General features: G+C 41.0%; 22 protein-coding genes and 1 other annotated feature. Of the genes, 1 reads left to right on the forward strand and 21 read right to left on the reverse strand.

Annotated elements, in window-relative coordinates:
• Positions 1-15 precede the first annotated feature (15 nt).
• Positions 16-891, reverse strand: a complete 876-nt coding sequence (locus NST66_RS20490) for a YicC/YloC family endoribonuclease (RefSeq protein ID WP_028411458.1) — start codon at positions 889-891, stop codon at positions 16-18.
• 153 nt (positions 892-1,044) lie between these two features.
• The gene (locus NST66_RS20495) at positions 1,045-3,723 is read right to left on the reverse strand and encodes a cation-translocating P-type ATPase (protein ID WP_221817791.1); all 2,679 of its coding nucleotides are present in this window, start codon (positions 3,721-3,723) and stop codon (positions 1,045-1,047) included.
• A gap of 141 nt (positions 3,724-3,864) precedes the next feature.
• Here NST66_RS20495 and NST66_RS20500 point away from each other — a divergent pair, with 141 nt between their 5' ends.
• Positions 3,865-5,577: an Rqc2 family fibronectin-binding protein gene (locus NST66_RS20500; RefSeq protein WP_028411460.1), complete on the forward strand. Its 1,713-nt coding sequence runs from the start codon at positions 3,865-3,867 to the stop codon at positions 5,575-5,577.
• Positions 5,578-5,611: 34 nt separating this feature from the next.
• On the opposite strand, the gene pyrE is transcribed toward NST66_RS20500, so the two are convergent.
• The 19 genes from pyrE to NST66_RS20595 form a co-directional block, all read right to left on the reverse strand.
• The gene (pyrE, locus tag NST66_RS20505) at positions 5,612-6,250 is read right to left on the reverse strand and encodes an orotate phosphoribosyltransferase (RefSeq protein ID WP_029715075.1); all 639 of its coding nucleotides are present in this window, start codon (positions 6,248-6,250) and stop codon (positions 5,612-5,614) included.
• Entirely contained in the window at positions 6,247-6,969 is a 723-nt protein-coding gene (gene pyrF / locus NST66_RS20510; protein ID WP_028411462.1) for an orotidine-5'-phosphate decarboxylase, read from the reverse strand. The genes pyrE and pyrF overlap by 4 nt, the downstream gene beginning before the upstream one ends.
• Entirely contained in the window at positions 6,941-7,882 is a 942-nt protein-coding gene (locus tag NST66_RS20515) for a dihydroorotate dehydrogenase (protein WP_013058933.1), read from the reverse strand. The genes pyrF and NST66_RS20515 overlap by 29 nt, the downstream gene beginning before the upstream one ends.
• Positions 7,879-8,652 (reverse strand): dihydroorotate dehydrogenase electron transfer subunit, encoded by a 774-nt coding sequence (locus NST66_RS20520; RefSeq protein ID WP_034265289.1) that lies wholly within the window; start codon positions 8,650-8,652, stop codon positions 7,879-7,881. Before NST66_RS20520 ends, NST66_RS20515 begins: the two co-directional genes overlap by 4 nt.
• Positions 8,649-11,861, reverse strand: coding sequence for a carbamoyl-phosphate synthase large subunit (gene carB / locus NST66_RS20525; protein ID WP_014458390.1), 3,213 nt, complete (start codon positions 11,859-11,861; stop codon positions 8,649-8,651). The genes NST66_RS20520 and carB overlap by 4 nt, the downstream gene beginning before the upstream one ends.
• Positions 11,861-12,946 carry a carbamoyl phosphate synthase small subunit gene (locus tag NST66_RS20530; RefSeq protein WP_028411464.1) on the reverse strand — a complete coding sequence of 362 codons (1,086 nt, stop codon included), beginning with the start codon at positions 12,944-12,946 and terminating at the stop codon, positions 11,861-11,863. The genes carB and NST66_RS20530 overlap by 1 nt, the downstream gene beginning before the upstream one ends.
• Positions 12,931-14,220, reverse strand: coding sequence for a dihydroorotase (locus tag NST66_RS20535; protein WP_340843678.1), 1,290 nt, complete (start codon positions 14,218-14,220; stop codon positions 12,931-12,933). Before NST66_RS20535 ends, NST66_RS20530 begins: the two co-directional genes overlap by 16 nt.
• On the reverse strand, positions 14,183-15,121 hold the full coding sequence (locus NST66_RS20540) for an aspartate carbamoyltransferase catalytic subunit (protein WP_028411466.1): 939 nt from the start codon (positions 15,119-15,121) through the stop codon (positions 14,183-14,185). Before NST66_RS20540 ends, NST66_RS20535 begins: the two co-directional genes overlap by 38 nt.
• 148 nt (positions 15,122-15,269) lie before the next feature.
• A complete protein-coding gene (locus NST66_RS20545) occupies positions 15,270-16,577 on the reverse strand; it encodes a uracil-xanthine permease family protein (RefSeq protein ID WP_028411467.1) in 1,308 nt (435 codons plus the stop codon).
• A gap of 156 nt (positions 16,578-16,733) precedes the next feature.
• Positions 16,734-17,276 (reverse strand): bifunctional pyr operon transcriptional regulator/uracil phosphoribosyltransferase PyrR, encoded by a 543-nt coding sequence (pyrR, locus tag NST66_RS20550; protein WP_013058940.1) that lies wholly within the window; start codon positions 17,274-17,276, stop codon positions 16,734-16,736.
• Between the two features lie 191 nt (positions 17,277-17,467).
• Positions 17,468-18,382: an RluA family pseudouridine synthase gene (locus NST66_RS20555; RefSeq protein WP_340843679.1), complete on the reverse strand. Its 915-nt coding sequence runs from the start codon at positions 18,380-18,382 to the stop codon at positions 17,468-17,470.
• Positions 18,379-18,846 (reverse strand): signal peptidase II, encoded by a 468-nt coding sequence (gene lspA / locus NST66_RS20560; RefSeq protein WP_013084844.1) that lies wholly within the window; start codon positions 18,844-18,846, stop codon positions 18,379-18,381. The genes NST66_RS20555 and lspA overlap by 4 nt, the downstream gene beginning before the upstream one ends.
• An 80-nt stretch (positions 18,847-18,926) precedes the next feature.
• Complete coding sequence (locus tag NST66_RS20565) at positions 18,927-19,214, reverse strand: conjugal transfer protein TraR (RefSeq protein WP_028411468.1); 288 nt, start codon at positions 19,212-19,214, stop codon at positions 18,927-18,929.
• A gap of 170 nt (positions 19,215-19,384) precedes the next feature.
• On the reverse strand, positions 19,385-22,150 hold the full coding sequence (gene ileS, locus NST66_RS20570; RefSeq protein WP_340843680.1) for an isoleucine--tRNA ligase: 2,766 nt from the start codon (positions 22,148-22,150) through the stop codon (positions 19,385-19,387).
• Between the two features lie 71 nt (positions 22,151-22,221).
• Positions 22,222-22,442, reverse strand: a binding site (T-box leader).
• 69 nt (positions 22,443-22,511) lie between these two features.
• A complete protein-coding gene (locus NST66_RS20575) occupies positions 22,512-23,006 on the reverse strand; it encodes a DivIVA domain-containing protein (protein ID WP_013058945.1) in 495 nt (164 codons plus the stop codon).
• A gap of 84 nt (positions 23,007-23,090) precedes the next feature.
• Entirely contained in the window at positions 23,091-23,864 is a 774-nt protein-coding gene (locus NST66_RS20580; RefSeq protein WP_013058946.1) for a YlmH family RNA-binding protein, read from the reverse strand.
• A 51-nt stretch (positions 23,865-23,915) separates the two neighbouring features.
• A complete protein-coding gene (locus NST66_RS20585) occupies positions 23,916-24,185 on the reverse strand; it encodes a YggT family protein (protein ID WP_028411469.1) in 270 nt (89 codons plus the stop codon).
• Positions 24,186-24,188: 3 nt separating this feature from the next.
• The gene (locus tag NST66_RS20590) at positions 24,189-24,653 is read right to left on the reverse strand and encodes a cell division protein SepF (protein WP_028411470.1); all 465 of its coding nucleotides are present in this window, start codon (positions 24,651-24,653) and stop codon (positions 24,189-24,191) included.
• Positions 24,654-24,669: 16 nt separating this feature from the next.
• Positions 24,670-25,353 carry a YggS family pyridoxal phosphate-dependent enzyme gene (locus NST66_RS20595; RefSeq protein ID WP_049166159.1) on the reverse strand — a complete coding sequence of 228 codons (684 nt, stop codon included), beginning with the start codon at positions 25,351-25,353 and terminating at the stop codon, positions 24,670-24,672.
• Positions 25,354-25,358: the final 5 nt, after the last annotated feature.

Genomic DNA, 25,358 nt, shown 5'->3' on the forward strand with positions numbered 1-25,358 from the left:
TATCTTACACGAAGGCTATTCAATATTTTGAACCTGCTCTTTTATGCGTTCTAATTGTGCTTTCATACTAATAACATACTGAGCAATAGTACCATTATTTGCCTTCGCACCGATTGTATTCATTTCACGATTCAGCTCTTGAACAAGAAAATCCAGCTTGCGTCCCACTGAATCAGGTGTATTTAATGCTTGAATAAATTGTGAAACATGACTTTGAATTCGCGTAAGTTCTTCGCTAATATCTGCTTTTTCAGCAAAAATAGCTACTTCAGTCAGCACTCGCTGCTCATCGAAAGTACCTTCTAAATAGTCGCTCAGCTTTCTTTTAATACGCTCGCGATATTGTTCAGCAACTTCAGGAGCAAGCTGTGTAATTTTTTCGCGAATGTCTTGAATGTCCTGTAAGTATCCCATTAAATCGTGATACAGCTCTGATCCCTCTCGTTTCCGCATATCCACTAACTGATGAACAGCAGCTTCAACGGCTTCAAAGATTGCACCATGAATACTCGTCTGATCAGCTTCTTCTTCATAAGTTGTCATCACTTCAGGCATGTGTAAAATGTCTTGAATTTGAACAGATTGTGACAGCCCGTGCTTTTCTTTTACTTGCTGCAACGCATTCATGTATTCATCAAGCAGCTGCCAATCCGTCTGCAGTTTCTTTTTTGCCATTTCTTCACCTGAAATAGTAACAAATACTTCTACTCTACCACGTTTTATGTATGTTTGAACGATTTTTTTTATTTTATCTTCAATTTCAATTAATTGTCTTGGCATACGGATAACAATTTCACAAAAACGATGATTAACAGACTTCATTTCCACTGTTACTGATCGATTTTCCACTTCCGCTTTTCCGCGGCCAAAACCAGTCATACTTTTTATCATTATCATCACATCCACTATGTACATCTTACATAAAAAGTATCGTAAAAGAAAGTGTTAGCAAAAAAAAGAAATCTCTCTTCTTTATTCAACCTGTAAAGGCTGCCTTCATGAGTTTTCTCATTTGGGACAGCCTGTATTAAAGTATAGCACAATTTATGAAGGTTTTCTTGTTAAAAGTGAACCAGCAAGTAAAAAAGTTGGAAGGCTTGCAAGTCCTAAAATAACGAGCCATTCCCGCGGTGCAATGGCCATTGTATGGAAAATAGGCTGCAGCGGCGGATAGTAGATGGCCACCAGCATAAGGATAATAGATGAAATAACAGCCCCTACAAGATATAAGTTCTGAAATGGATTCCGATCAAAAATTGATTTTTCACTTCGGCAGTCAAATACGTGAATAAGCTGTGCCATGACAAGTGTGGCAAATGCAATCGTCTGAGCATACTGCAACCGATCTGGGTCATTGTCGTAAACAATCATAAACGCAGCAAGTGTAGCAGCTCCAATTAAAAATCCACGGCTGACTACTTTCCATCCTAATCCTCTTGCAAAAATACCTTCGCGCGGATGCCTTGGATGGCGCTTCATCACGTTGTCCTCTGGCTGGTCTAAGCCAAGAGCCATCGCAGGCAAACCGTCTGTTACTAAGTTTACCCATAGTATCTGAATGGGCACTAGCGGAAGCGGAAGTGCTAAAATCATCGCAAAGAGCATAACTAAAATTTCTCCTACATTTGATGCAAGCAAGTAACGGATAAACTTCCGAATATTTTCATAGATATTTCGCCCTTCTTTGATCGCTGATTTAATAGTGGCAAAATTATCATCAAGCAAAACGAGTGAAGACGCTTCTTTTGCTACGTCTGTCCCGGTGATGCCCATCGCAATTCCTATGTCTGCTGCTTTAATAGCCGGTGCGTCATTTACGCCGTCGCCCGTCATCGCTACAATGTGATCTTTTGCTTGAAGAGCTTTAACAATTTTAAGCTTATGCTCAGGTGATACCCTTGCATATACATAAACATCATCTACTACTTCTTCTAGCTCTTCCTGCGTCATTTTGGATAAATCCGTTCCTTCCAAGACTTGACCGTTTTTCGGTAAAATTCCGAGCTGTTTTGCAATCGCCTGTGCTGTAATAACGTGGTCACCTGTAATCATAACGGTTTTGATGCCTGCGTCTCGGCATTCTTTGACCGCTTGCTTGACCTCTGGTCTTGGCGGATCAATCATTCCTTGAAGCCCGAGGAAAGTCAGGTCTTTTTCTGCTTCCTTCTCTGTATGAACGCTCTCATGTTCTCCTAACGGTCGATATGCAATAGCAATGGTTCGAAGCGCTTGGCTAGCTAACTGATCAATCGCTCCTTTTACTTCATTATGAACCGTTACCGACAGCGTTTGTTGTCTGCTTTCCCACAAAATATTTTTGCTGTTTATAAGCAGCACATCCGGAGCACCTTTTGTTATCACATAGCGTTTATGAGATGCGTCTTCAATGACTACACTCATCATTTTACGCGTTGAATCAAATGGAAACTCTTCAATAATCGTAAACTGCTTTTGAATATTTTCTTTTGTCAGCCCCGCTTTCATCGCGGCAACAAGCAAAGCCGCTTCAGTAGGATCCCCGTCGATAACATATTCTTTATCTTTTCTCGAGATGGACGTTTGATTGCAAAGCAGACCAAACACCAAAAGCTGCTGAAGCGGTTTTTCACTCCGTGTATCAACTTCTCTTTCCTCTCGTGAAAATACGCCCGTAGGTTCATACCCTGTCCCTGATACTCTCCACGTCATTCCTCCCGACCAGAGGTGGGTAACCGTCATTTTATTTTGCGTCAATGTGCCCGTTTTGTCTGAGCAAATGACTGACGCGCATCCTAGTGTCTCAACAGCAGGAAGTTTGCGAACAATGGATCTTTGCTTAATCATGCGCTGTACACCAAGAGATAGCGCCACGGTTACGATGGCAGGAAGACCTTCGGGTATGGCAGCAACAGCTAAGGAAACTCCCGCTAAGAACATACTGTATAAATCATGCCCTTGCAGCACACCAATCCCAACAACTAATACAGTAAGTGCAAGAGCTACAACAATTAAAATTTTGCCCAATTGCTCTAACTTCCGTTGAAGAGGAGTAATCATGGCTTCAGCATTTTGAAGTAAATCAGCAATTTGCCCCATTGCTGTTTTCATTCCAATCCCTACAACGATACCTGTTCCGCTTCCTCTGGTTACAAGGGTACCCATAAACGCCATATTGTCCTGATCTCCAAGCGGCACTTCATCTCCTGACAATGCTTTTATTTGCTTACCAACAGGCAAAGACTCTCCCGTAAGCGCTGATTCTTCAATTTCTAGACTTTTGGCTTCCATAATCCGAAGGTCAGCTCCAATACGGTCTCCGCTCGAAAACTTTACAACGTCTCCTACCACCAGCTCTTTAGATGGTAACTTAACCCATTTCCCTTCACGAATGGCTGCTACTTGAGGAGCCGAAAGCTCTTTTAATGCATGAAGAGATTTCTCTGCTTTTCTTTCTTGGAAGAACCCGAGAAATCCATTAATTACCACAATAGCAATGATAGCAATTGCATCGATGTATTCTCCTAAAAGCCCTGAAATAAGCGTGGCAGCTAGTAAAACCAGTACCATAAAATCTTTAAATTGCTCTAGAAACACAAGAATGGCTGGTTTTTTCTCTCCTTCAGTCAATTCATTAAACCCTTGTTGCTGCTGACGTGCTTTTACTTCTTTGTGTGTAAGACCATGCTGCCTGTCTGTTTTTGTTACTTCTACTATTGCTTTTTCACCTAATTCATACCATTTCATTGCATCTTTTCACACCCTTTTATTTGTAAATGCACCTATTAGATTGTTACAATCTTATATCGTATGCTTATTCAGACTCGTCCTAAAAAATGCTATACTTTTCTATAGGACAATTTTCAATTACTTAAGGATGTGAGCACTGTGTCATTTGATGGTATTTTTACATATGGCATTTTACAAGAATTATCTGAGACCTTGGTTTCAGGACGAATTTCAAAAATATATCAGCCGTTTCCAAACGAGTTGATTTTACAAGTACGCGCTAAAGGTGAAAACCGCAAACTTTTAATCTCAGCTCACCCTAACTATTCACGCGTTCATTTTACAAATGAGCCCTATGAAAATCCATCTGAGCCTCCTATGTTTTGTATGCTTCTTCGCAAGCATTTAGAAGGAAGCATTATTGAACAAGTGTATCAGCTTGGATTAGACCGCATTTTAGTCATTGAAACAAAAGGACGAAATGAAATTGGCGACGTGACGTACAAGCAGCTTATTATTGAAATCATGGGAAGACATAGTAATGTTGTACTTGTAGATAAAGAAAAACAAACGATTATCGACAGTATTAAGCATGTTCCAATGGCCTTGAACAGGCATCGTACGCTTCTACCCGGAGCTCCTTACGTACTGCCTCCTAGCCAAGATAAGCTTCATCCATTTGAAGCGGACGAGGAAACCGTGGTTAAAAAAATTGATTTTAATAGCGGAAAGCTAGCTAACCAGCTAGTGCAGACCTTCTCAGGGCTTTCTCCTTTAATTGCAAATGAAGTAGTGTTTCGCTCTGGCTTAGCGAATCGTTCTACCCTTCCAAAATCATTCGTCGAAACCATGACGCTGATCAAAGAAGGTCAGTTTACACCGACTCTGACAACCGTTAATCAAAAAGACTATTTTTATTTACTCGAATTAACGCATTTAGAGGGTACGAAAAAAACGTATGCAACTATCAGCGAGCTTCTTGACCGCTATTACTACGGGAAAGCAGAGCGAGATCGTGTAAAGCAGCAAGCGCATGATTTAGTACAGTTTATTTCCACCGAGAAAAAGAAAAATGAGAAAAAAATAAAAAAACTTGAGCAAACGCTGCAAAATGCAGAAAAAGCATCTGATTATCAGCTAGCCGGTGAACTCCTTACGGCAAATTTACACCTTGTCAAAAAAGGAGATGCGAAAGTGGATGTTATTAATTATTACGATGAAAATAGCGGTACACTTACGATTTCATTAGATCCGCAAAAATCACCGTCTCAAAATGCTCAAAGCTATTTTACAAAGTATCAAAAAGCGAAAAATTCCGTTTCGATTGTAATCGAACAGATTGAAAAAGCAAACGAAGAAGTACAGTATTTTGAATCACTTATTCAGCAAATGGATACTGCTACTCACAAAGACATTGCCGAGATTCGCGAAGAGCTTGTGGAAGAAGGATATTTGCGCAACCGTCAGCAAAAGCAAGCAAAAAAACAAAAAAACACCACGCCTACACTTGAACAATACGTTTCAAGCGACGGCACGACGATTTTAGTTGGAAAAAACAATAAGCAAAATGAGTATTTAACAAATCGCCTTGCTGCTCGTGATGACGTTTGGTTTCATACGAAAGATATACCGGGTTCTCACGTTGTTATCCGCAGCCAAGAGCCTTCAGAAGAAACAATTTTAGAAGCGGCTCACCTTGCTGCTTACTTTAGTAAAGCCAAGAATTCAAGTTCGGTACCAGTGGACTATACAAAAATTCGCCACGTAAAAAAACCAAGCGGTGCTAAACCTGGTTTTGTGACGTACGATAATCAGCAAACGGTGTACGTAACGCCTAGCGAAGAACTTGTACTGAAGCTGCGCCAGTCATAACAAAAACCCCCTTTCTATATAGGGGGTTTTTAGTTTAGTTCATCCATGAAGGATCTGAAGGATTTTCACGCCATTTAAATAGCTTTTCCATCGCTTCTTCTTCAATGTATCCCGCTTCGTTTGCCGCCTCTACTAGCGTAGAGTAGTCTGTTAAAGAATAAACTTGAAGTTCTTTTTCTTTAAACAGCTGACGCGCTTTTTCCAGCTCATATGTAAAGATAGAAACAACTCCCAGTACTTCACAACCCTGCGCTTTTAATGCATCGACTGCGGTAAATACACTTCCGCCAGTTGAAATCAAATCTTCAATCACAACTACTTTTTGACCTTTTGTTACTTTTCCTTCAATTTGATTTCCTTGTCCATGTTCTTTTGCTTTGCTTCGCACATAGCACATTGGAAGCTCTAGCGCTTCACTTACCCATGCTGCATGAGGAATACCAGCTGTAGCTGTACCAGCAATCACTTCTGCATTGGCAAAATACGTTTTAATTAAATGCTGCAGACCTTTTGCAATTTCTTTTCGCACTTTTGGGTAGCTAAGCGTTAGACGGTTGTCACAATAAATAGGCGACTTAATTCCAGAGGCCCACGTAAACGGATCGTTCGGTTGAAGGCTTACTGCCTCAATATCAATTAATTGTTTTGCAATTTCTTTTCGTAGTTTTGTCATCGCGTAATACGCTCCCCTTTCCACTGCTGTAACATCTCATAATATGCTTTAAGCGGGTCTTTTGCTTTAGTAATAGAACGTCCAACCACAATGGCACTTGAGCCATATTCTCTCGCTAGCTGAGGCGTTGCTACGCGGACTTGGTCATCTACTGAATCTGCCCCCATACGAATACCCGGCGTTACGGTCAAAAAGTCCTCTCCTGCTGCTTTTCGAATCGAAGGCACTTCATGAGTAGAACATACAACGCCGTCTAGTCCGCTTTTTTTAGCAAGCGCTGCATAATGCGTAACCACTTCTTGCATCGAGTGCGTAATCAGCTGCTGCTCTTTTAGCATTTCATCCGATGTACTTGTTAGCTGAGTAACCGCAATACAATCCGGACGTTTTTTGCCAGCAGCGGTTCCTAAGTCAAGTCCTTCAACGGCTGCTTGCATCATATTCGTTCCGCCGGCTGCGTGAACGTTAACCAAATCCACTTCAAGAGAAGCCAAAGACTTCATTCCTTGCTTTACCGTATTGGGAATATCATGAAGCTTTAAGTCTAAGAAAATCTGGTGGTTTTGCTCTTTTAATGCAGAAATAATGGATAGCCCTTCTTTATAAAACAGTTCCATGCCTACTTTCACAAATAATGATTCTTGTTGAAAAGGCATTAAAAACTGCTGTACATCGTTAATTGATGAAAAATCAAGAGCAATGATTAACGGTTGCTTCACGCTTTTTCCAGCTCCTTCCGATACATTCTGAAACATGCTCGTATCCTAATGATGTTAATAGCCTTGGCAGTTCGTCAATGATGGTTGGGCATACATACGGATCGACAAAGTTTGCTGTACCAACCGCTACGGCACTTGCACCTGCATATAAAAATTCAAGTGCATCTTCAGCAGTCGTCACTCCGCCCATACCGATAATTGGAATGTTTACTTTTTGGCTCACTTCATACACCATTCGAATCGCTACCGGTTTAATTGAAGGTCCTGACAGTCCGCCTGTGCCGTTCGCTAAAACCGGCTGAGCTGTTTTCAAATCCAGACGCATCCCAAGAAGCGTATTAATCATCGTTAAGCCATCCGCGCCAGCTTCTTCAACAGCCATTGCCATGTCTACAATATTGGATACGTTTGGTGATAGTTTAACATAAACTGGAACATTTGAAACATCTTTTACCGCTTTTGTTAAACGAGCAGCGATGACAGGATCTACGCCAAACGCAATTCCGCCTTCCTTTACGTTAGGACATGAAATATTCAATTCAAGTGCTTTCACATTTGATACGGTTGAAATTTCTTTTGCTACGTGCACATATTCTTCAATTGAAGCACCGGCTACGTTCGCGATAATCGGCACATCATATTGCTGAAGCCAAACGAGCTCTTCATTCATTACTTTTTCTAGCCCAGGATTTTGTAATCCAATCGCATTTAACATTCCTGCAGATGTCTCCGCTACGCGAGGAGTTGGATTGCCAAAACGAGTTTCAGCAGTAGTCGCTTTAATCATAATGGCTCCAAGTGCATCAAGTGAATAAAATTGAGCATACTCACGCCCAAATCCAAAGCAGCCGGATGCTGGCATAATTGGATTTTTCAAATCTAACCCTGGCAATGTCGTTTTTAGCATACTCATAGAAGCACCTCCCCTGCTTGAAAGACGGGACCGTCGCTGCAGATTTTTTTATACGCCGTAGAATCTTCACTTTCCCTGCATACACATGCAAAGCAAGCGCCGATTCCACAGCCCATTCTTTCTTCTAAAGAAATGTAAAGCGGCTTGTTTGTATAATTATTTTCTAGTGCTTTTAACATCGGAGTTGGACCGCATGAAAACATAACGTCATATGAAAACTGATGCTCGTCAATCACCGTTGTGACAAAACCTTTTGTTCCGTAAGAGCCGTCTACCGTTGCAATATATGTTTCTCCTAAAGCTAAAAACTCTCGTTCATAAAATACGTCTGCTTTTGATTGAAAACCTAGGACGTGGATAACCTGCACGCCTTTTTCACGAAGTCTTTTTGAAAGCTCATAGAGCGGAGGCACTCCAATGCCTCCCCCTACTAATAAAGCCGTTTGACCTGACTCTATCGCATCTAATGGAAAACCGTGGCCAAGGGGACCTAACACGTCAATCGACTGTCCGGCTTGTTTTTCAGCCAGCAGCGATGTTCCCGCCCCTTCTGCACGGTAAATCATCGTAAATTGTTCGTGCGTTTGATCAATTTCTGCAATACTGATTGGTCTGCGAAGCAGTGGCAAATAGTCGTTGTTAACGCGGATATGCACAAACTGCCCCGGCTCATTCATGAAACGAACAAGCTCGCCTTGAAGGGTTAATTCATATACATTGTGTGTTAACGGTCGCTGACTGACGACTTGCATCATTTCATGTTTGATCATACGGTTGTCACCTCTTTGGTTGGACGAACTTTTTTCATTGGCGTTGTATGGAAGCTGATCGTTTCAAGCACTCGTAAAATCGCTTCTGCTGTATCAAGTGATGTTAAGCAAGGTACGCCATTTTCAACTGCTTCACGGCGAATTTTAAATCCGTCACGCGCAGGCTGTTTTCCTTTTGTTAGCGTGTTGATGACCAGCTGCGCTTCACCTTTTCGTATCACATCTAAAAGATTGTGATCTTCATGATGAATTTTATTTACTATTTTTACGCGAATGTCTTCTTTTGTAAACGTTGAAGCTGTTCCTTCCGTTGCAATCACCTGGTAGCCAATATTAGCAAAGCGCTTTGCTAACGCTGTTGCCTCTTCCTTATCTTTATCCGCTACTGTCATAAGTACTGAACCGTACGGCTTAATGGACATACCTGACGCAATTAGTCCTTTATATAATGCTTTTTCGTACGTTGAATCTTGCCCCATTACTTCTCCAGTAGATTTCATTTCAGGTCCAAGCGTAATATCTACGCGGCGCAGCTTTGCAAATGAGAAGACCGGCACTTTTACGTAGACGCCTTCTTCTTCAGGGTGCATGCCTGATTCATAGCCAAGATCTTTTAAACTTGTTCCTAAAATTACTTTTGTTGCCACATTCGCCATCGGAATACGCGTGATTTTACTTAAGAACGGCACCGTACGGCTTGAACGAGGATTTACTTCAAGAACAAACACTTCTCCTTTTGATAAGACGAACTGAATGTTAAGCAGTCCAATAATGTTTAAGCCTTTTGCAATTCGTGTTGTGTAATCAATGATCGTATCTTTTACGTCCTGTGACAGAGTTTGCGGTGGGTATACAGCGATGGAGTCGCCTGAGTGGACACCCGCGCGCTCTACATGCTCCATGATTCCTGGAATAACCACTGTTTCACCGTCTGAAATGGCATCGACTTCAATTTCTTTTCCTGTTAAGTAGCGGTCGATTAATACAGGATGATCAGCGTGTACTTTTACCGCGTGTTTCATATAATGAAGCAGCTCTTCTTCTTTATACACAATTTCCATCGCGCGTCCGCCCAGTACGTATGAAGGACGTACAAGCACCGGATAACCAATTTCTTTTGCGACAACCACTGCTTCTTCAACTGAAGTAACCGTCTTTCCAAGCGGCTGAGGTACTTCTAAACGCGCTAGCGTCGCTTCGAATTTTTTACGGTCTTCCGCTGCATCTAAGCTTTCAAGCGACGTACCTAAGATCTTGACCCCTCTTGCTTCTAGCTCATCCGCTAAGTTGATTGCTGTTTGACCACCGAACTGTACAACCACACCTTCTGGTTTTTCTAAATCGATGATATGCATCACATCTTCAATCGTCAGCGGCTCGAAGTATAATTTATCTGAAATACTGAAGTCAGTTGACACTGTTTCTGGATTGTTATTGACAATAATCGCTTCGTATCCAGCTTCTTTAATCGCCCACACCGAGTGAACCGTTGCATAGTCAAACTCAATTCCTTGCCCGATGCGGATCGGACCTGATCCTAACACCACAACGCTTTTACGATCTGTAACAATCGATTCATTTTCATCTTCAAACGTGCCGTAGAAATATGGTGTTGTCGATTCAAATTCTGCTGCACATGTATCTACCGTTTTGTATACTGGCATCACGCCGTTTTGTTTGCGGAAGTCGTATACTTCACGCTCTGTTTGATTCCATAGCTTAGCAATCGTGCAGTCTGCAAATCCCATTTCTTTTGCTTCCTGTAAAACTTCTACATTATGAATCTCTTCTTTTAACACATTTTCAAAAGCAATCACTTTTTCAAGTTTTACTAAGAAGAAAAGATCGATTTTGCTCCACTCGTGAATTTGCTGAATTGTTACGCCGCGGCGAATGGCTTCTGCGACGTAGAATAATCGCTCATCGCCAGCTTTGCGAATACGTTTTTCAATAATGGCATCATCAAATTCATGCGCATCTTTTAGCTCTAAGTGATGAACGTTTGACTCAAGTGAGCGTACGGCTTTTAAAATTGACTCTTCGAACGTGCGGCCAATTGCCATTACTTCCCCTGTTGCCTTCATCTGTGTACCTAGTTTACGGTTAGCTGATTCAAATTTATCAAACGGCCAGCGTGGAATTTTAGATACGATGTAATCTAGTGCAGGTTCGAAACATGCGTATGTCTTCCCAGTTACCGGGTTCATCATTTCATCTAATGTTAACCCTACCGCAATTTTTGCAGCTAATTTTGCAATTGGATACCCTGTTGCTTTTGATGCTAAGGCCGACGAACGGCTTACACGAGGGTTTACTTCAATTACGTAATACTGGAAGCTTTCTGGGTCTAGTGCTAGCTGAACGTTACATCCGCCTTCGATTTTAAGCGCTCGGATAATTGTTAGTGACGCATTTCTAAGCAGCTGATACTCACGGTCGCTTAGCGTTTGGCTTGGTGCTACAACAATTGAATCTCCCGTATGAATACCGACCGGGTCAAAGTTTTCCATATTACATACTACAATCGCATTATCGTTTGCATCGCGCATTACTTCATATTCAATTTCTTTAAAGCCTGCAATGCTTTTCTCAAGTAAGCACTGTGTTACAGGACTGTGTTTTAACCCACTTGTTACAATTTCAATCAGCTCTTGCTCGTTGTTACAAATTCCGCCTCCCGTACCGCCAAGCGTATAAGCAGGACGCACGATTACCGGATAGTTTACTTGTTCAACAAACGCATACGCTTCGTCTAGTGAATGAATGATTTCACTTGCTGGGACAGGCTGATTTAGTTCATTCATTAATGAACGGAACTGCTCACGGTCTTCAGCTTGTTCAATCGCTGATAATTTTGTCCCGAGAATTTCTACGTTAAATTCTTCTAAAATGCCCGTTTCGTGTAATTCTACCGCTAAGTTCAGTCCCGTTTGACCGCCAAGCGTTGGAAGCAGTGCATCCGGGCGTTCTTTACGAATAATTGAGCTTACAAATTCAACCGTTAGAGGTTCAATATATACTTTGTCTGCCATTTCTGAATCTGTCATGATTGTTGCAGGATTGGAGTTCACAAGAATAACTTTGTATCCTTCTTCTTTTAACGCAATACATGCTTGCGCTCCTGCATAGTCAAACTCTGCCGCCTGTCCAATGACGATTGGTCCTGATCCGATTACGAGAATTGTGTTAATATCTTGACGTTTTGGCATTAGCAATTACCTACTTTCTGATTGTTTTTCATAAGATCCATAAATTCGTTGAACAATCCGTTTGCATCTTCAGGTCCCGGTGATGCTTCAGGGTGATACTGAACCGTAAATGCCGGATATTCTTTATGCTTTACTCCTTCAACTGTTCCATCGTTAAGCGCAACGTGCGTCACTTCTAATGGCGTGTTGACAAGAGATGGCTCACACACTGTATAGCCGTGGTTTTGAGATGTAAGAGCTACTTTATTGGTTTTTAGATCCTTTACAGGATGGTTGGATCCACGATGACCAAATTTCATTTTTTCTGTATCTGCTCCGCATGCTAGGGCAAACAGCTGATGTCCTAAACAAATTCCGAAAAGCGGAACCTTCCCTAAAACCCCTTGAATCATCTCGATTGCTTCCGGTACGTCTTTTGGGTCTCCAGGTCCGTTGCTTAACATGATGCCATCTGGATTTAATTGAAGAATTTCTTGCGCAGTTACGTTATAAGGAACCACAATCACGTCGCATTGACGAGCTGTTAATTCACGTAAAATTCCGTGTTTCATTCCAAAGTCAACGAGTACCACTTTTTTACCTCTGCCTGGGCTTGGGTAAGGCTTCACCGTTGATACTTTTTTAACTGAATCAGTCGGAAGTTCATGATTTTGAAGCTGTGCTACCACTTCTTCTACATTGACTTCCATGCTGCACACGCGTCCGCGAAGCGCACCGTGCTGACGAATTTTTCGCGTTAATTTTCGCGTGTCGATTCCAGCTAATCCTGGAATATCTTTTTGTTTTAAAAATTCATCTACTGATAGTTCGCTTCTGAAGTTTGAAGGAGCATCACAAATTTCTTTTACAATCAAACCGTGTACAGCTGGTTCAATCGACTCAAAGTCATCGCGGTTAATACCGTAGTTTCCGATTAAAGGATATGTTAATGTCACAATTTGTGCACAGTATGATGGATCAGATAGAATTTCTTGATATCCTGTCATTCCCGTGTTGAAAACAACTTCTCCTGTCATTTCTTTGTCGCTGCCGAATCCTTTTCCGATAAATACTGTTCCATCTTCTAAAATTAGTTGACGTTGCATGCTTTAACATCCTCCCATACTCGTTTACCTTCTACTAATGTCATTACCGGCCAACCTTTGCATACCCAGTTAGCAAACGGCGTGTTTTTACCTTTGGATACAAATTCTTCTGGATTAATTGCTTTTTCTGTTTCAAGATCAATGATGGTTAAATCCGCTGTTTTTCCCACTTCAATCGTGCCATAAGGAAGATTGAATGTTTCAGCCGGCTTGTTTGTTAAATACGATACTAGCTGCTCTAGCGTCATTACTTCTTTTAATACCAAGTTTGTATAAAGAAGCGGGAAAGCTGTTTCAAGTCCCACAATTCCAAACGGCGCAAGCTCCATGCCTTCTGCTTTTTCGTCCGCTGTGTGCGGTGCGTGATCAGTGGCGATAAAATCAAGCGTTCCGTCTAATAAAGCTTCAATTAATGCCTGTTGATCATCTTTTTCTCGAAGCGGCGGATTCATTTTGAAATTCGAATCAAGTCCCGGGATATCTTCTTCATTTAGTAACAGATGATGAGGCGTTACTTCTGCAGTTACGCGAATGCCTGCTTTTTTCGCATCACGAATGGCGCGAATGGATTCTTTTGTACTTACGTGACACACATGGTAGTGACAGTTTGCTGCTTCAGCAAGCAGGACATCTCGTGCAATTTGAACGGCTTCGCAGATAGATGGGATACCGTTTAGTCCATGTTCTTTTGCAAATTTCCCGTCGTGTACGCAGCCTTTGTTAATTAAATCATTATCTTCACAGTGTGCAACGATTGCTTTGTTTAATGAAGCGGCTTTTTTCATCGCTTCTAGCATCATTCCTGTTGACTGAACCCCTACTCCATCATCTGTAAAAGCAAATGCTCCCGCTTCTTTTAAGCCTTCAAAGTCCGTTAATTCTTTTCCCAATTGACGAGTAGTAATCGATGCGTACGGTAATACGCGCACATGTGCTGTTTGTTCAATGCGCTTGTTTACCCACTCCATTTGTTCAACAGTATCAGGCACTGGACGCGTGTTCGGCATTGCAGCAATTGCTGTAAAACCGCCCTTTGCAGCTGCTAGAGTACCTGTTTCAATTGTTTCTTTCTTTTCTCCCCCTGGCTCACGCAAGTGAACGTGGACATCGATTAAACCCGGTGATAAGAAGTTCCCGCCTGCATCAATGACTTCTTCATTCTGTACGTCAATGTGTGAAGCTATTTCAGCAATTACACCATTTTCAATTTTCAGTTCGACTTTTTCAATTTTTCCTTCATTTAACCATGTAGCATTTTTGATAATTGTTGTCATTATTAAGTCCCCTTTCAATTGGTTGTAGCGCTCTTGCTAATACTGCCATGCGAATGTATACGCCATTTTGCATTTGTTTAAAAATTCTTGAGCGTTCACATTCAACGAGCTCATCTGCAATTTCGACTCCTCTGTTCACCGGAGCTGGATGAAGAATAATGCTATGTGATTTCATTTTCCGCTCTCGTTCAACGGTTAATCCGAAGCGGCTATGGTAGTTCTTTGCAAGCTCTGAAGTGTTCTCTTCATGCCTTTCAAATTGAATACGCAGTAGCATCACAACATCGACCGTTTCGATTGCTTCATCGATATCAAGATATGTACCGTGTCTGTTCTCTTCATCTTTCCATTCTTCAGGTCCCGCAAAATATACGGTCGCCCCTAGTTTTGTCAGCATTTCTGCATTCGATCTCGCTACGCGGCTATGTCGCAAATCTCCGACTATTGCGACTTTTAATCCTTTAAACGAGCCGAACTCTTGGCGAATTGTCAGTAGATCAAGCAGACACTGAGTTGGATGCTGACCGCATCCGTCTCCTGCATTAATGATGGGAATCGATACTTTTTCCTGCAGTGCTTCATAATAACGATCTTGCGGGTGGCGAATAACAACTGACTGAACACCGATTGAAGCTAATGTTTCAATCGTGTCATAAAGCGTTTCTCCTTTTTGGACGCTTGAAGTTGTTACTTCAAACGGAATTGTTGTTAATCCTAGCTGCTGTTCTGCCATTTCAAAGCTGCATCGAGTACGCGTGCTCGCTTCAAAAAATAAGTTGGCAACAAACATTTTCTCTTCCGGTTTCCATCCTTGTTTATTCGTTCGATAGTTTTCAGCGCTGTCTAAAATCTCTAGAATTTCATTTGTTTCTAGTGTTGAGACTGTCACTAAATGTTTCATATCGATTCCCTCCATTTTTGCTTTCCTCGCATTTCTTTATAAAAAACACCCTTTCTAACTTAGAAAGGGTGTAAGAAAACAAGCTTCGTCTATAACGCGCTTTTCACACACCCTTAGAAACCTCTCTGGATTTCAATTAAAAGGCGTTCTATGAAATTTTTCGTGCTGACGTTTGTTGAACGTTTTCTGCTTCTTTTATCTTCTCTTTCGGCAGAACTAGATTCAGCAGAACTCCCATGATAGCAGACAGTGCCATGCTATCAATCTTTACATGTTCTGAGATATCTAAGTGTGCTCCTCCGATTCCTAACACTAAGATAATCGAAGCAATCATTAAGTTTCGTTTTGATCCAAGATCTACCTTTGCATCCACCATCATGCGCAAGCCTGATGAAGCAATGATTCCGAATAAGAGAATTGAAATCCCACCCATGACCGGCGTTGGTATACTTGAAATAAGAGCGTTGATTTTGCCGACAAACCCGAACAAAATCGCGAAAACTGCTGCTCCTGCTATTACAAATACGCTAAGCACCTTTGTGATGGCTAACACTCCGATGTTCTCACCATATGTTGTGTTTGGAGGTCCGCCGATCAGCGCAGCAAGCATAGTGGCTACTCCGTCTCCTAAAATCGATCTGTGCAGCCCTGGCTTTTCAATATAGTTTCGATCCACAATCTTATTTAAAACAAGAATGTGTCCAATATGTTCTGAAAGTGTTACGACTGCTACAGGTACCATGATAAGCACAATCCCTAATGAAATGGACGGCGTGTATGTGACGAACGGCACGTAGAAGTGAGGTATTTCAATCCACTCTGCTTTCATTACCTTTGAAAAGTCTACCAATCCTTGTGTATAAGCGAAGATGTATCCGCCGATAATTCCCATCAGTACCGGAATCAGGCTGATAATGTTTTTAAAGAAGATTGAGCAAGCAACTGTTATCGCTAGTGTCACAAGCGCAACCATCAGGTAAGTTAAGCTGTAATTTCCTTTTGCATCGTTCATCGCCATGCCTACTGCTGTATTAGCTAATCCTAAGCCTATAACCATAATAACTGGTCCTACTACAACCGGAGGAAGCAGCTTCATAATCCAATTAATTCCTGTTCCTTTTATAATCAAAGCAACGATTCCATACACAAGTCCGGCTAAGAAACAGCCAACCATCGTTTCTTCAGGTCCAAACGAAGCTTTTGCGAAAATGATTGGCGTGATGAACGCGAACGATGAACCAAGGTAAGAAGGAATTTGACCTCTTGTAATGAGCAGGAAAGCAAGCGTTCCTACCCCGCTTGAAATCAAAGCAATTGCCGGGCTGAATCCGACTAGGAACGGCACTAGCACCGTCGATCCAAACATTGCAAACAAATGCTGCAGACTCAATGTTAACCAATTTACTGCTTTTGGTTTATCATGTATATCAAGTACAAAATCTCGTTGTTGACTCATATGTTTTTCCTCCTATCACTATAAAAAAACCTCTTTACGCAGAGGCAAAGAGGTTTTCAGCATACAAGGAAGACGCTATACCGCAGTATAGTTTTCCTTGTATAGTGACCCCCCTTTTGCAGCCTCACGGGACTACTATTTAAAAGGGTATATAATTTATTTTTCGTAAATAGACACGTGGTCTTTTTCGTCTACTTCCATCAAATGCACCGCAATTTTTTCACTTTTAGCTGTCGGTACGTTTTTACCAACATAGTCTGCTCGAATCGGCAGCTCGCGGTGTCCTCTATCCACTAAAACAGCCAGCTGAATGAGTTCCGGTCGACCGATATCAATTAGTGCATCAAGTGCTGCACGAACCGTACGGCCCGTATATAACACATCGTCTACTAAGATGACGTTCTTATTTGCAATGTCTGTCGGAATATCTGATCCTTTTACGAGAGGTTCGTCATTGCTTGTCACTTTCGATAAATCATCTCGGTAAAGCGTGATGTCTAGTTCTCCGACTGGCAATGTGTTTCCTTCAATTTGTGCAATTCGTTCTGCTAAACGTTTTGCGATATAAATACCTCGCGTTTTAATCCCCACTAGCACACAATTTTCGATTCCTTTATTCTTTTCAATAATCTCATGTGCAATTCGAGTTAAAGCGCGGCGGATAGCCTGTTCGTCAAGGACGGTAGCTTTTACGTTCACTGTTTTTCACCTCAAGTTGTTGACATAAAAAAATCCTCTTGCCTTGAGGCAAGAGGATTTGGTTTTAGACATATTTCTTCAAAAAGGCTATAAGTATGCCTTTTCTGCACCGTTTCCTTCTCAGCCTCTCTGGACTGTTCTTAAAGGTTCTTATTAAGTTAATACAAGTATGCCATCACTTATGGCAGTTGTCAACTTCTTTTTTCAATAAGCTCTAGCATCTCATTAAACTCTTTTGGAGCCGGTGCTTCAAATTCCATATATTCATTTGTACGAGGGTGAATAAAGCCTAATACACCTGCATGAAGCGCTTGTCCGTCAATCGGAAGCGTTTTTTTCGGTCCGTACTTCGGATCCCCGACAAGCGGAAAGCCAATATACTTCATGTGAACGCGAATTTGGTGTGTTCGCCCCGTTTCTAGCTTACATTCGACAAGTGAAAAATCTTTAAAACGCTGCAATACAGTAAAGTGCGTCACTGCATCACGACTGTTTTCATCAGTGACCGTCATGCTTTGACGATCTTGCTTATCTCGGCCGATTGGCGCATCAATTGTACCGTGATCGTGCGCAATTACTCCGTGAACGATAGCTTTATAGCGACGCGTCACTGTTTTAGCTACAAGCTGACTAACTAGTGATTCATGAGCTAAATCATTTTTTGCAACCATAAGTAAACCTGACGTATCTTTATCAATTCGATGAACGATCCCAGGGCGCATAACGCCGTTAATACCGGATAAATCTTTACAGTGAGCCATTAAGCCGTTTACAAGCGTGCCGCTATGATGACCTGGAGCTGGATGTACAACCATGCCGCGAGGTTTATTTACAACAAGCACATCTTGATCTTCATAATAAATATCTAAATCCATTTCTTCCGCTACCACATCAAGCTCCTCTAGTTCCGGCACTTCAATAATAATAGCGTCTCCTGTTTTACATTTATAGTTTCCTTTAACGGTTTTATCATTCACTTTTGCATGACCTTCTTTGATCCACTGCTGCACTTGTGAACGTGACCATTCTGCATTTACAGTCGAAAGTACTTTATCAATACGTTCTCCCGCTTGTTCTTCATTTATAACTGTTTCAATTACATTCATTCTTTGTGCTCCTTCTTCATTTTCCCTTCAAACAGCGTCATAATAAACATGATGATTACTCCGACGACAAGTGCCGAATCAGCTACGTTAAAAATCGGAAAATCATACGTAAAGATGTATGTATTTACGAAATCAACTACTTCTTTACGGACCACTCGATCAATAAAGTTTCCAATGGCGCCGCCTAACATTAATGCTAGCGCAATACCGAACCATTTATCTTGTTTTTTGAGCTTTTGAATATAAATTATTAAACCGACTACCACAACCACCGTAATAAGATAAAAGAACCACATCTGTCCTTGTAGAATCCCCCACGCGGCTCCTCTGTTACGATGAGAGGTAATGTAAAGAAAGTTTTCAATTACGGTAATGCTTTGTCCATAATACATTTCTTTTACAATCATCCATTTTGTTACCTGATCAATAAGTATAACAGCTAAAGCGATAAGATAATAAAACACAAACGTTTTCCTCCCGCAATAAAATCAAACGAATCCATACTAAAGCATTTTAGCACATAATTCATTTTTTTTCTCGCTTCTCACCAGAAAACAAATAAATCTTCGTTTGTGCGGGCCGTCGGCATTACTTTTAATTTATGAATAGACATCACTTCGCCAGTTAGTTCATCAATTCCAAACGCACCAACGTCAAGCTTTGCTAGCGCGTGTTCTACATCTTTTAAATCGGCTTTAATCATTTCTATTACGTAACGTTCCTTTTCATCTATATAACCAGATTGTTCTGTAGCATATCTCAATAGGCGATCTTGTAATTCTTCTTTGATAAGAGCTAATTCCTGTCCAATGGAAAGATAATTTTCATACATGCAAACGCCTCCTGTGCTGATAAGATGAAGTATTAATGATGTTAGGTTTACCGAGTTTTCCATCGAATCTACAACACAAGTTTTTCCTAAGGCTTTGAATGCTTTATACCATTGTATTTGGGAATTTCGTACAGCAAAAAACACGCCCAAAAAGGACGTGCTTTTGTTCATTACTGCTGAACGTAGTGATTTTTCACAACATCCGCACAGCGTGTACATAAAGTTGGGTGATCTTGATCTTCGCCAACTGTTGGTGATACTACCCAGCAGCGCTCACACTTCTCACCTTCTGCTTTACTTACAACAATTGAAGCATAGCTGAATTTTTGTGCTTCAGCAGGCGCTTCACCTTCTGCTACCTCGAGATCTGAAACGATGAAGAGTTGACCTACATTTTCAGAAATAGAGGCTAACAGCTCTTTCGTATCTGCTGTTGGATACAGCGTTAATTTTGCTTCTAAAGACTTACCGATTACTTTTTCATTACGAGCTTGTTCTAGCGCTTTTAAGACTTCATCGCGAAGCTCCATGAACGCATCCCATTTCTCTACTAATTGATCTGCTCCTTCAATTTCTTGAACCTCTGGCATATCAACTAGCTGCGCGCTTTCTTCCGTTACGTTCGGAATGTGAACCCATACTTCGTCTGCTGTATGAGAAAGAATTGGAGACACTAATTTCGTTAACGATAATAACGTTTCATAAAGAACCGTTTGAATGCTGCGACGCTCTACATTATTTTCTGCTTCAATGTACAATACATCTTTTGCAAAGTCTAAGTAGAATGAACTCATATCAATTGTACAGAAATTATGCACTGCGTGATAAATGCTTGAGAATTCATATGAATCATAAGATTTTTTCACTTTATCAATTAATTTGTTCAGCTTCACAAGCATGTAGCGGTCTACTTCACGAAGGTCTTCAACGGCTACAGCGTCAGTTGTTGGATTAAAGTCCGCTAGGTTTCCTAGTAAGAAACGGAACGTGTTGCGGATTTTACGGTATACTTCTGCTACTTGTTTTAAAATGTTATCAGATACACGAACATCCGCTTGGTAATCTACAGAAGCTACCCATAGACGTAAAATATCCGCACCTAGTTGTTTCATTACTTTTTCTGGAATTACAACATTCCCTAATGACTTACTCATTTTGCGACCTTCACCGTCTAAAGCAAATCCGTGGCTAAGTACGCCTTTATAAGGTGCTTCACCTGTTACAGCTACACTTGTAGAAAGACTTGAATTAAACCAGCCGCGGTATTGGTCAGAACCTTCTAAATACAAATCAGCCGGACGCTGTAAGTCTTCACGCTCTTCAAGAACAGCTTGATGCGAAGAACCAGAGTCAAACCATACGTCCATGATGTCTGTTTCTTTTGTGAAACGGCCATTTGGGCTTCCTTCATGAGTAAAGCCTTCTGGAAGCAAGTCTTTTGCTTCACGCTCAAACCATACGTTTGATCCATGTTCTCTAAATAGATTTGATACGTGCTCAATTGTCTCGTCCGTAATGATTGGCTCATCATTTTCAGCATAAAATACTGGAATCGGAACGCCCCATGCACGTTGACGAGAAATACACCAGTCTCCGCGGTCACGCACCATGTTATAAAGTCGCGTTTCACCCCAAGTAGGCACCCATTCTGTTTTTTCTACTGCTTTTAATAAATCTTCACGGAAATCTTTAATAGACGCAAACCACTGTGCTGTTGCACGGAAAATTGTTGGTTTCTTCGTACGCCAGTCATGTGGATATGAGTGGGTAATGAAACTTAATTTTAACAGCGCGCCTTCTTCTTCTAGTTTGTCGGTAATCGGCTTATTCGCTTTATCATAGAATAATCCTTCAAATCCTGGTGCTTCATTCGTCATATGACCCTTACTATCAACTGGACAAAGAACTTCCAAACCGTATTTTTGACCAACGATAAAGTCGTCTTCCCCGTGTCCCGGTGCTGTATGAACACAGCCAGTACCAGCATCAGTCGTTACGTGATCGCCAAGAACAACTAAAGAATCACGCTTGTAGATTGGATGTTCAGCTACCACGCGTTCAAGTTCTGAACCTTTTACTGTACGAAGTGTCTTATAGTCAGCCCATTCAATTTCTTTAGCAACTGTTTCAATAAGTTCAGTTGCTATTACATATTTTGCTGCATCTGCTTCAACCACGCTGTACTGAAGCTCGGGATTGACAGCAATCCCTTGGTTAGCTGGCATTGTCCATGGTGTTGTCGTCCAAATGATGAATTTTTCATCTTGTTCAAGCACGCCTTTACCATCTTTCACATTAAACGCTACGTAAATAGAAGCTGAACGCTTGTCATAGTATTCAATTTCCGCTTCTGCTAAAGCAGATTCACTTGAAGGAGACCAGTATACAGGTTTTAATCCTTTGTAGATATAGCCTTTTTTCGCCATATCGCCAAATACTTTGATTTGCTGCGCTTCGTACTGTGGCTGAAGCGTTACATATGGATTATCCCAATCTCCGCGTACGCCTAAACGCTTGAACTGCTCACGCTGGCCGTTTACTTGTTCCCAAGCATACTGTTCGCAAAGCTTACGGAATTCAGCTACTGTCATTTCTTTGCGGTTTACTTTTTTATTTTTTGTTAAAGCCGTTTCAATTGGCAAGCCGTGTGTATCCCAGCCTGGCACATAAGGTGCGCAGAAGCCTGACATCGACTTATAGCGAACGATAAAATCTTTTAAAATTTTATTTAAGGCATGTCCCATGTGAATATCGCCATTGGCATATGGAGGTCCATCATGCAGGACGAATAGCGGGCGGCCTTCCGTACGTTTTTGTACTTTTTCATAAATATTCATTTCAGCCCACTGTTCTTGCATTTTAGGCTCGCGGTTCGGTAAATTTCCACGCATCGGAAATTCAGTTTTTGGCATCAATAATGTATCTTTATATTCCATGTTTTACCCTCCAAAAAAAAACGTAAATTTCATATCTTTTTGCACCATAACAAAAAGACCTCCTCATCCCAAAAAGGGACGAGAAGGCCTCCCGCGGTACCACCCTAGTAGATTTGCTGCACGCAAATCCTCTTTGCATTCGTAACGTGAATAAACCGCCACTGCTTACTATCATCATTTCAGCAATGGTACTCTAGGGTGATTTTCACTCTTTTGTTTGTTATCGAGCTCGCACCATCCTCGATTCGCTTTGACAAACTAAAAAAGCTACTGTCCCTGTCTCCGTACTGTTTGATATGAAATTTCATCTGTTACCAAATTATATGACAACAAAACGTGAGAAGTCAAGATGATGTCTTGACTAGTCAATTTTTTCTTCTAGCGCTGGCATCTCATAATCCATCAACTGATCCCAGTCATCGCTGTTTAACATTTCAAGCTGTGCTTCAATTAACATTTTGAAACGGGTTCTAAATACTTTAGACTGCTTTTTCGTCTCCTCAATGTCCATCGCAATTTTACGAGACTTAGACAGTGCTTCATTAATAATACGGTCCGCATTTTTTTCTGCTTCTTTTATAATGAGCTTCGCTTCTTTTTCAGCGTTTCGCTTTACATCTTCCGCTGCTTCTTGAGCAATTAAAATTGATTTATTTAACGTTTCTTCGATGTTAGTAAAATGTCCAAGACGATCTGTTAATTCAGATACTCTTCCTTCTAACTCCTTTTTATCACGCATTACCAGCTCATAGTCTTTAATTACTTGGTCAAGAAACTCATTTACTTCATCTTCATCATATCCGCGAAATCCGCGATTAAACTCTTTGTTATGAATATCCAAAGGGGTTAAAGGCATCTAGGCCACCTCCGTGTTGTCTCATTACATCATTAGTAATGGTTTATTCGACATATTTTTAAAATTTCCTGCTAGTAGATTTCTTTATTTCTGCTTTCCTACAACAATTCGCCATTTTTCTTTTTTGGTTTTGCCTTCAAGTGAAACGATACGACTTCTGCCGTGGCCACGAAGCGACAAAATATCACCTTCATGACATTCAAAAGAAGGCTGTTCAATGACTTTAAAATTTACTTTTACCGCTCCATTTGCAATAAACGGCTGGACTTTTTGTCTTGATAAATTGTGAATGGTCGACAGCAAAACATCAAGCCTCATTGAAGAAACTGTATAAACGTGTTCAATCAGCTCTTCTTTTACCACATGCAGCTGCTCTCTTTGAATAGAAGAAAGTGAAACTTTGGCTTTTCCAATTGATGTTAAATTCATCTCAATATAAGAAGAAATTTCCTCTGCGGCTACAAGCTGAATATCGTCTCCCGCAACCAAAATATCGCCAAATTTTGAACGGCGCAGTCCTAAGGACATCGCCGAACCAAGAACTTGAGGATGTTCAATCGTCACAAACTTTTTAGGATAATTCAATTCGTACATATGCAACTGAAAATCTTCGCTTTCAGGCACATAGTAATCCGGATATAGCAGCGCACGCTTGCGTTCAGCAAACGGTTGTCCACCATCAAATGAAACTTGAACCTCTCCTTCAGTCCCGACAATAGCCGTCACAATCTGCTGCTCTCTTGGATCTAAAAAATCCGTTAATTTTGGGCTGTATTGATGTAGGACATCTTCTTTCCACTGAAGAACTTGATCAATAAACCCATGTTCTTCTTGCCTAAAATGTTCATAAATAGACATATTATTACTCCTACTATTGGTATGTAAAAAAGGAATCCAGCGATTCCTTTTTTAAATAAACCCCATCACATTATTAAGTGAATACACGCCTCTTTCCGCAAATCGTAGTAAAAAGATTGCAACAAGAGGTGAAATATCAATCATGCCAATAGGCGGAATGATTTTACGAAAAGGCTCTAAGTAAGGCTCGCAAATACTGCCAAGCAGCTGACCAAACTTAGAGGCCCTTACATCGGGTACCCAAGACATCAAAATGTAAATAATCAGTGCCCATGAGTAAAGCCCAATCAATTTTGCGAGAATCCCAAAAACGATGTCCAAAAACTACCACCTCTTTACGTTTGTTGTATCGTGTTCTCCCATCATATCTGAAATGCTTCCGCTTACGTCTACATTATCAGGTGTACATAAAAAGATGTCGGTTCCAATTTTTTGAATGTCCCCGCCTAAAGCATAAACTGTACCACTTAAAAAGTCGACAATTCTCACTGCTTGATCTCGTTGAATGCGCTGTAAATTAACAACTACGACTTTACGATTTTTTAAATGATCCGTAATTTCTTGTGCTTCGGCATAGACGCGAGGTTCGCAAAGCATCATTTTTGATGATTTTTGAACGCTTTGTAAGCTAATCACGTTTTGCTGCTGATTCGGCTGCTGACTAGCTTTCACTGGTCTCGACTGCTGTACAGGCTCTTCTACCGACTCTTCTTGTTCGTAATGTTCTTCTACATATTCAGTATCGTCATCAAGAGCAAAAAAACTTCTAAAGCGATTTTTCATACTCATCTTGAATTACACCTCCTTAACGTTCATTCCCAACTAGCGTGGTTCCTAGTCGAATGAATGTTGCTCCTTCTTCAATTGCAATTGCATAATCGTTTGACATTCCCATTGATAGCTCCGTACAAGGTGCATACGGGAGGTTTAGTTCTTGTATACGATCCTGCAATTTCTTTAGACCTTGAAAACAGCTGCGAAGCAAGGACTCGTCATCTGTGTGAGGAGCCATGGTCATTAATCCAACTACTTGGATATTTGTAAATGTTTCAAGAGATTGAATAAATGGAATTACCTCTTCTACAGCAAGGCCATGCTTTGATTGTTCTTCGGCAACATTAACTTGTACAAAACATTTTATACGATGTCCTGCACGTTTATCAATTTCTTTTGCTAAAGATAATCGGTCTAGTGAATGAATATAGTCAACTTTATCAATCACATGTTTTACTTTTCTTGTTTGCAAGCTTCCGATAAAATGCCAGGTCGCTTTCTCACCGATTGATTCATACTTTTCTAGAAGACCTTCATCCCTGTTTTCTCCAAGATGTAAAATGCCTGCATCCACTGCTTCTGCTGCTCGTTTTGTGGAAACGTATTTTGTTACAGCAATCAGCTCTACATCTTCTCGATTTCGATTAACTTTTTTACATGCTTCAGCAATTGTTTGTTGAACTGCTTCTAGATTTTCACTTACGCTAGCTGTCACTATGT

This window comes from Priestia sp. FSL W8-0524 (assembly GCF_038005965.1).
GTDB lineage: Bacteria > Bacillota > Bacilli > Bacillales > Bacillaceae_H > Priestia > Priestia zanthoxyli.

Bases quoted from the DNA above. Each gene is read 5' to 3' on its own strand.
- NST66_RS20580 (WP_013058946.1), bottom strand. From the start codon at position 23,864: ATGTCTATTTATGAACATTTTAGGCAAGAAGAACATGGGTTTATTGAT.
- NST66_RS20535 (WP_340843678.1), bottom strand. From the start codon at position 14,220: ATGACAACAATTATCAAAAATGCTACATGGTTAAATGAAGGAAAAATT.
- NST66_RS20515 (WP_013058933.1), bottom strand. From the start codon at position 7,882: ATGAGTATGCTAAAAACGACATTGCCAGGGTTAGATTTGAAAAATCCA.
- NST66_RS20565 (WP_028411468.1), bottom strand. From the start codon at position 19,214: ATGTATGAAAATTATCTTTCCATTGGACAGGAATTAGCTCTTATCAAA.
- NST66_RS20520 (WP_034265289.1), bottom strand. From the start codon at position 8,652: ATGATCAAACATGAAATGATGCAAGTCGTCAGTCAGCGACCGTTAACA.
- NST66_RS20495 (WP_221817791.1), bottom strand. From the start codon at position 3,723: ATGAAATGGTATGAATTAGGTGAAAAAGCAATAGTAGAAGTAACAAAA.
- NST66_RS20490 (WP_028411458.1), bottom strand. From the start codon at position 891: ATGATAAAAAGTATGACTGGTTTTGGCCGCGGAAAAGCGGAAGTGGAA.
- NST66_RS20555 (WP_340843679.1), bottom strand. From the start codon at position 18,382: ATGAATGTAATTGAAACAGTTATAAATGAAGAACAAGCGGGAGAACGT.
- pyrE (WP_029715075.1), bottom strand. From the start codon at position 6,250: ATGACAAAACTACGAAAAGAAATTGCAAAACAATTAATTGATATTGAG.
- NST66_RS20590 (WP_028411470.1), bottom strand. From the start codon at position 24,653: ATGAGTATGAAAAATCGCTTTAGAAGTTTTTTTGCTCTTGATGACGAT.
- carB (WP_014458390.1), bottom strand. From the start codon at position 11,861: ATGCCAAAACGTCAAGATATTAACACAATTCTCGTAATCGGATCAGGA.
- NST66_RS20545 (WP_028411467.1), bottom strand. From the start codon at position 16,577: ATGAGTCAACAACGAGATTTTGTACTTGATATACATGATAAACCAAAA.
- NST66_RS20540 (WP_028411466.1), bottom strand. From the start codon at position 15,121: ATGAAACATTTAGTGACAGTCTCAACACTAGAAACAAATGAAATTCTA.
- NST66_RS20575 (WP_013058945.1), bottom strand. From the start codon at position 23,006: ATGCCTTTAACCCCTTTGGATATTCATAACAAAGAGTTTAATCGCGGA.
- NST66_RS20530 (WP_028411464.1), bottom strand. From the start codon at position 12,946: ATGCAACGTCAACTAATTTTAGAAGATGGAACAGTATTTATCGGAAAA.
- ileS (WP_340843680.1), bottom strand. From the start codon at position 22,150: ATGGAATATAAAGATACATTATTGATGCCAAAAACTGAATTTCCGATG.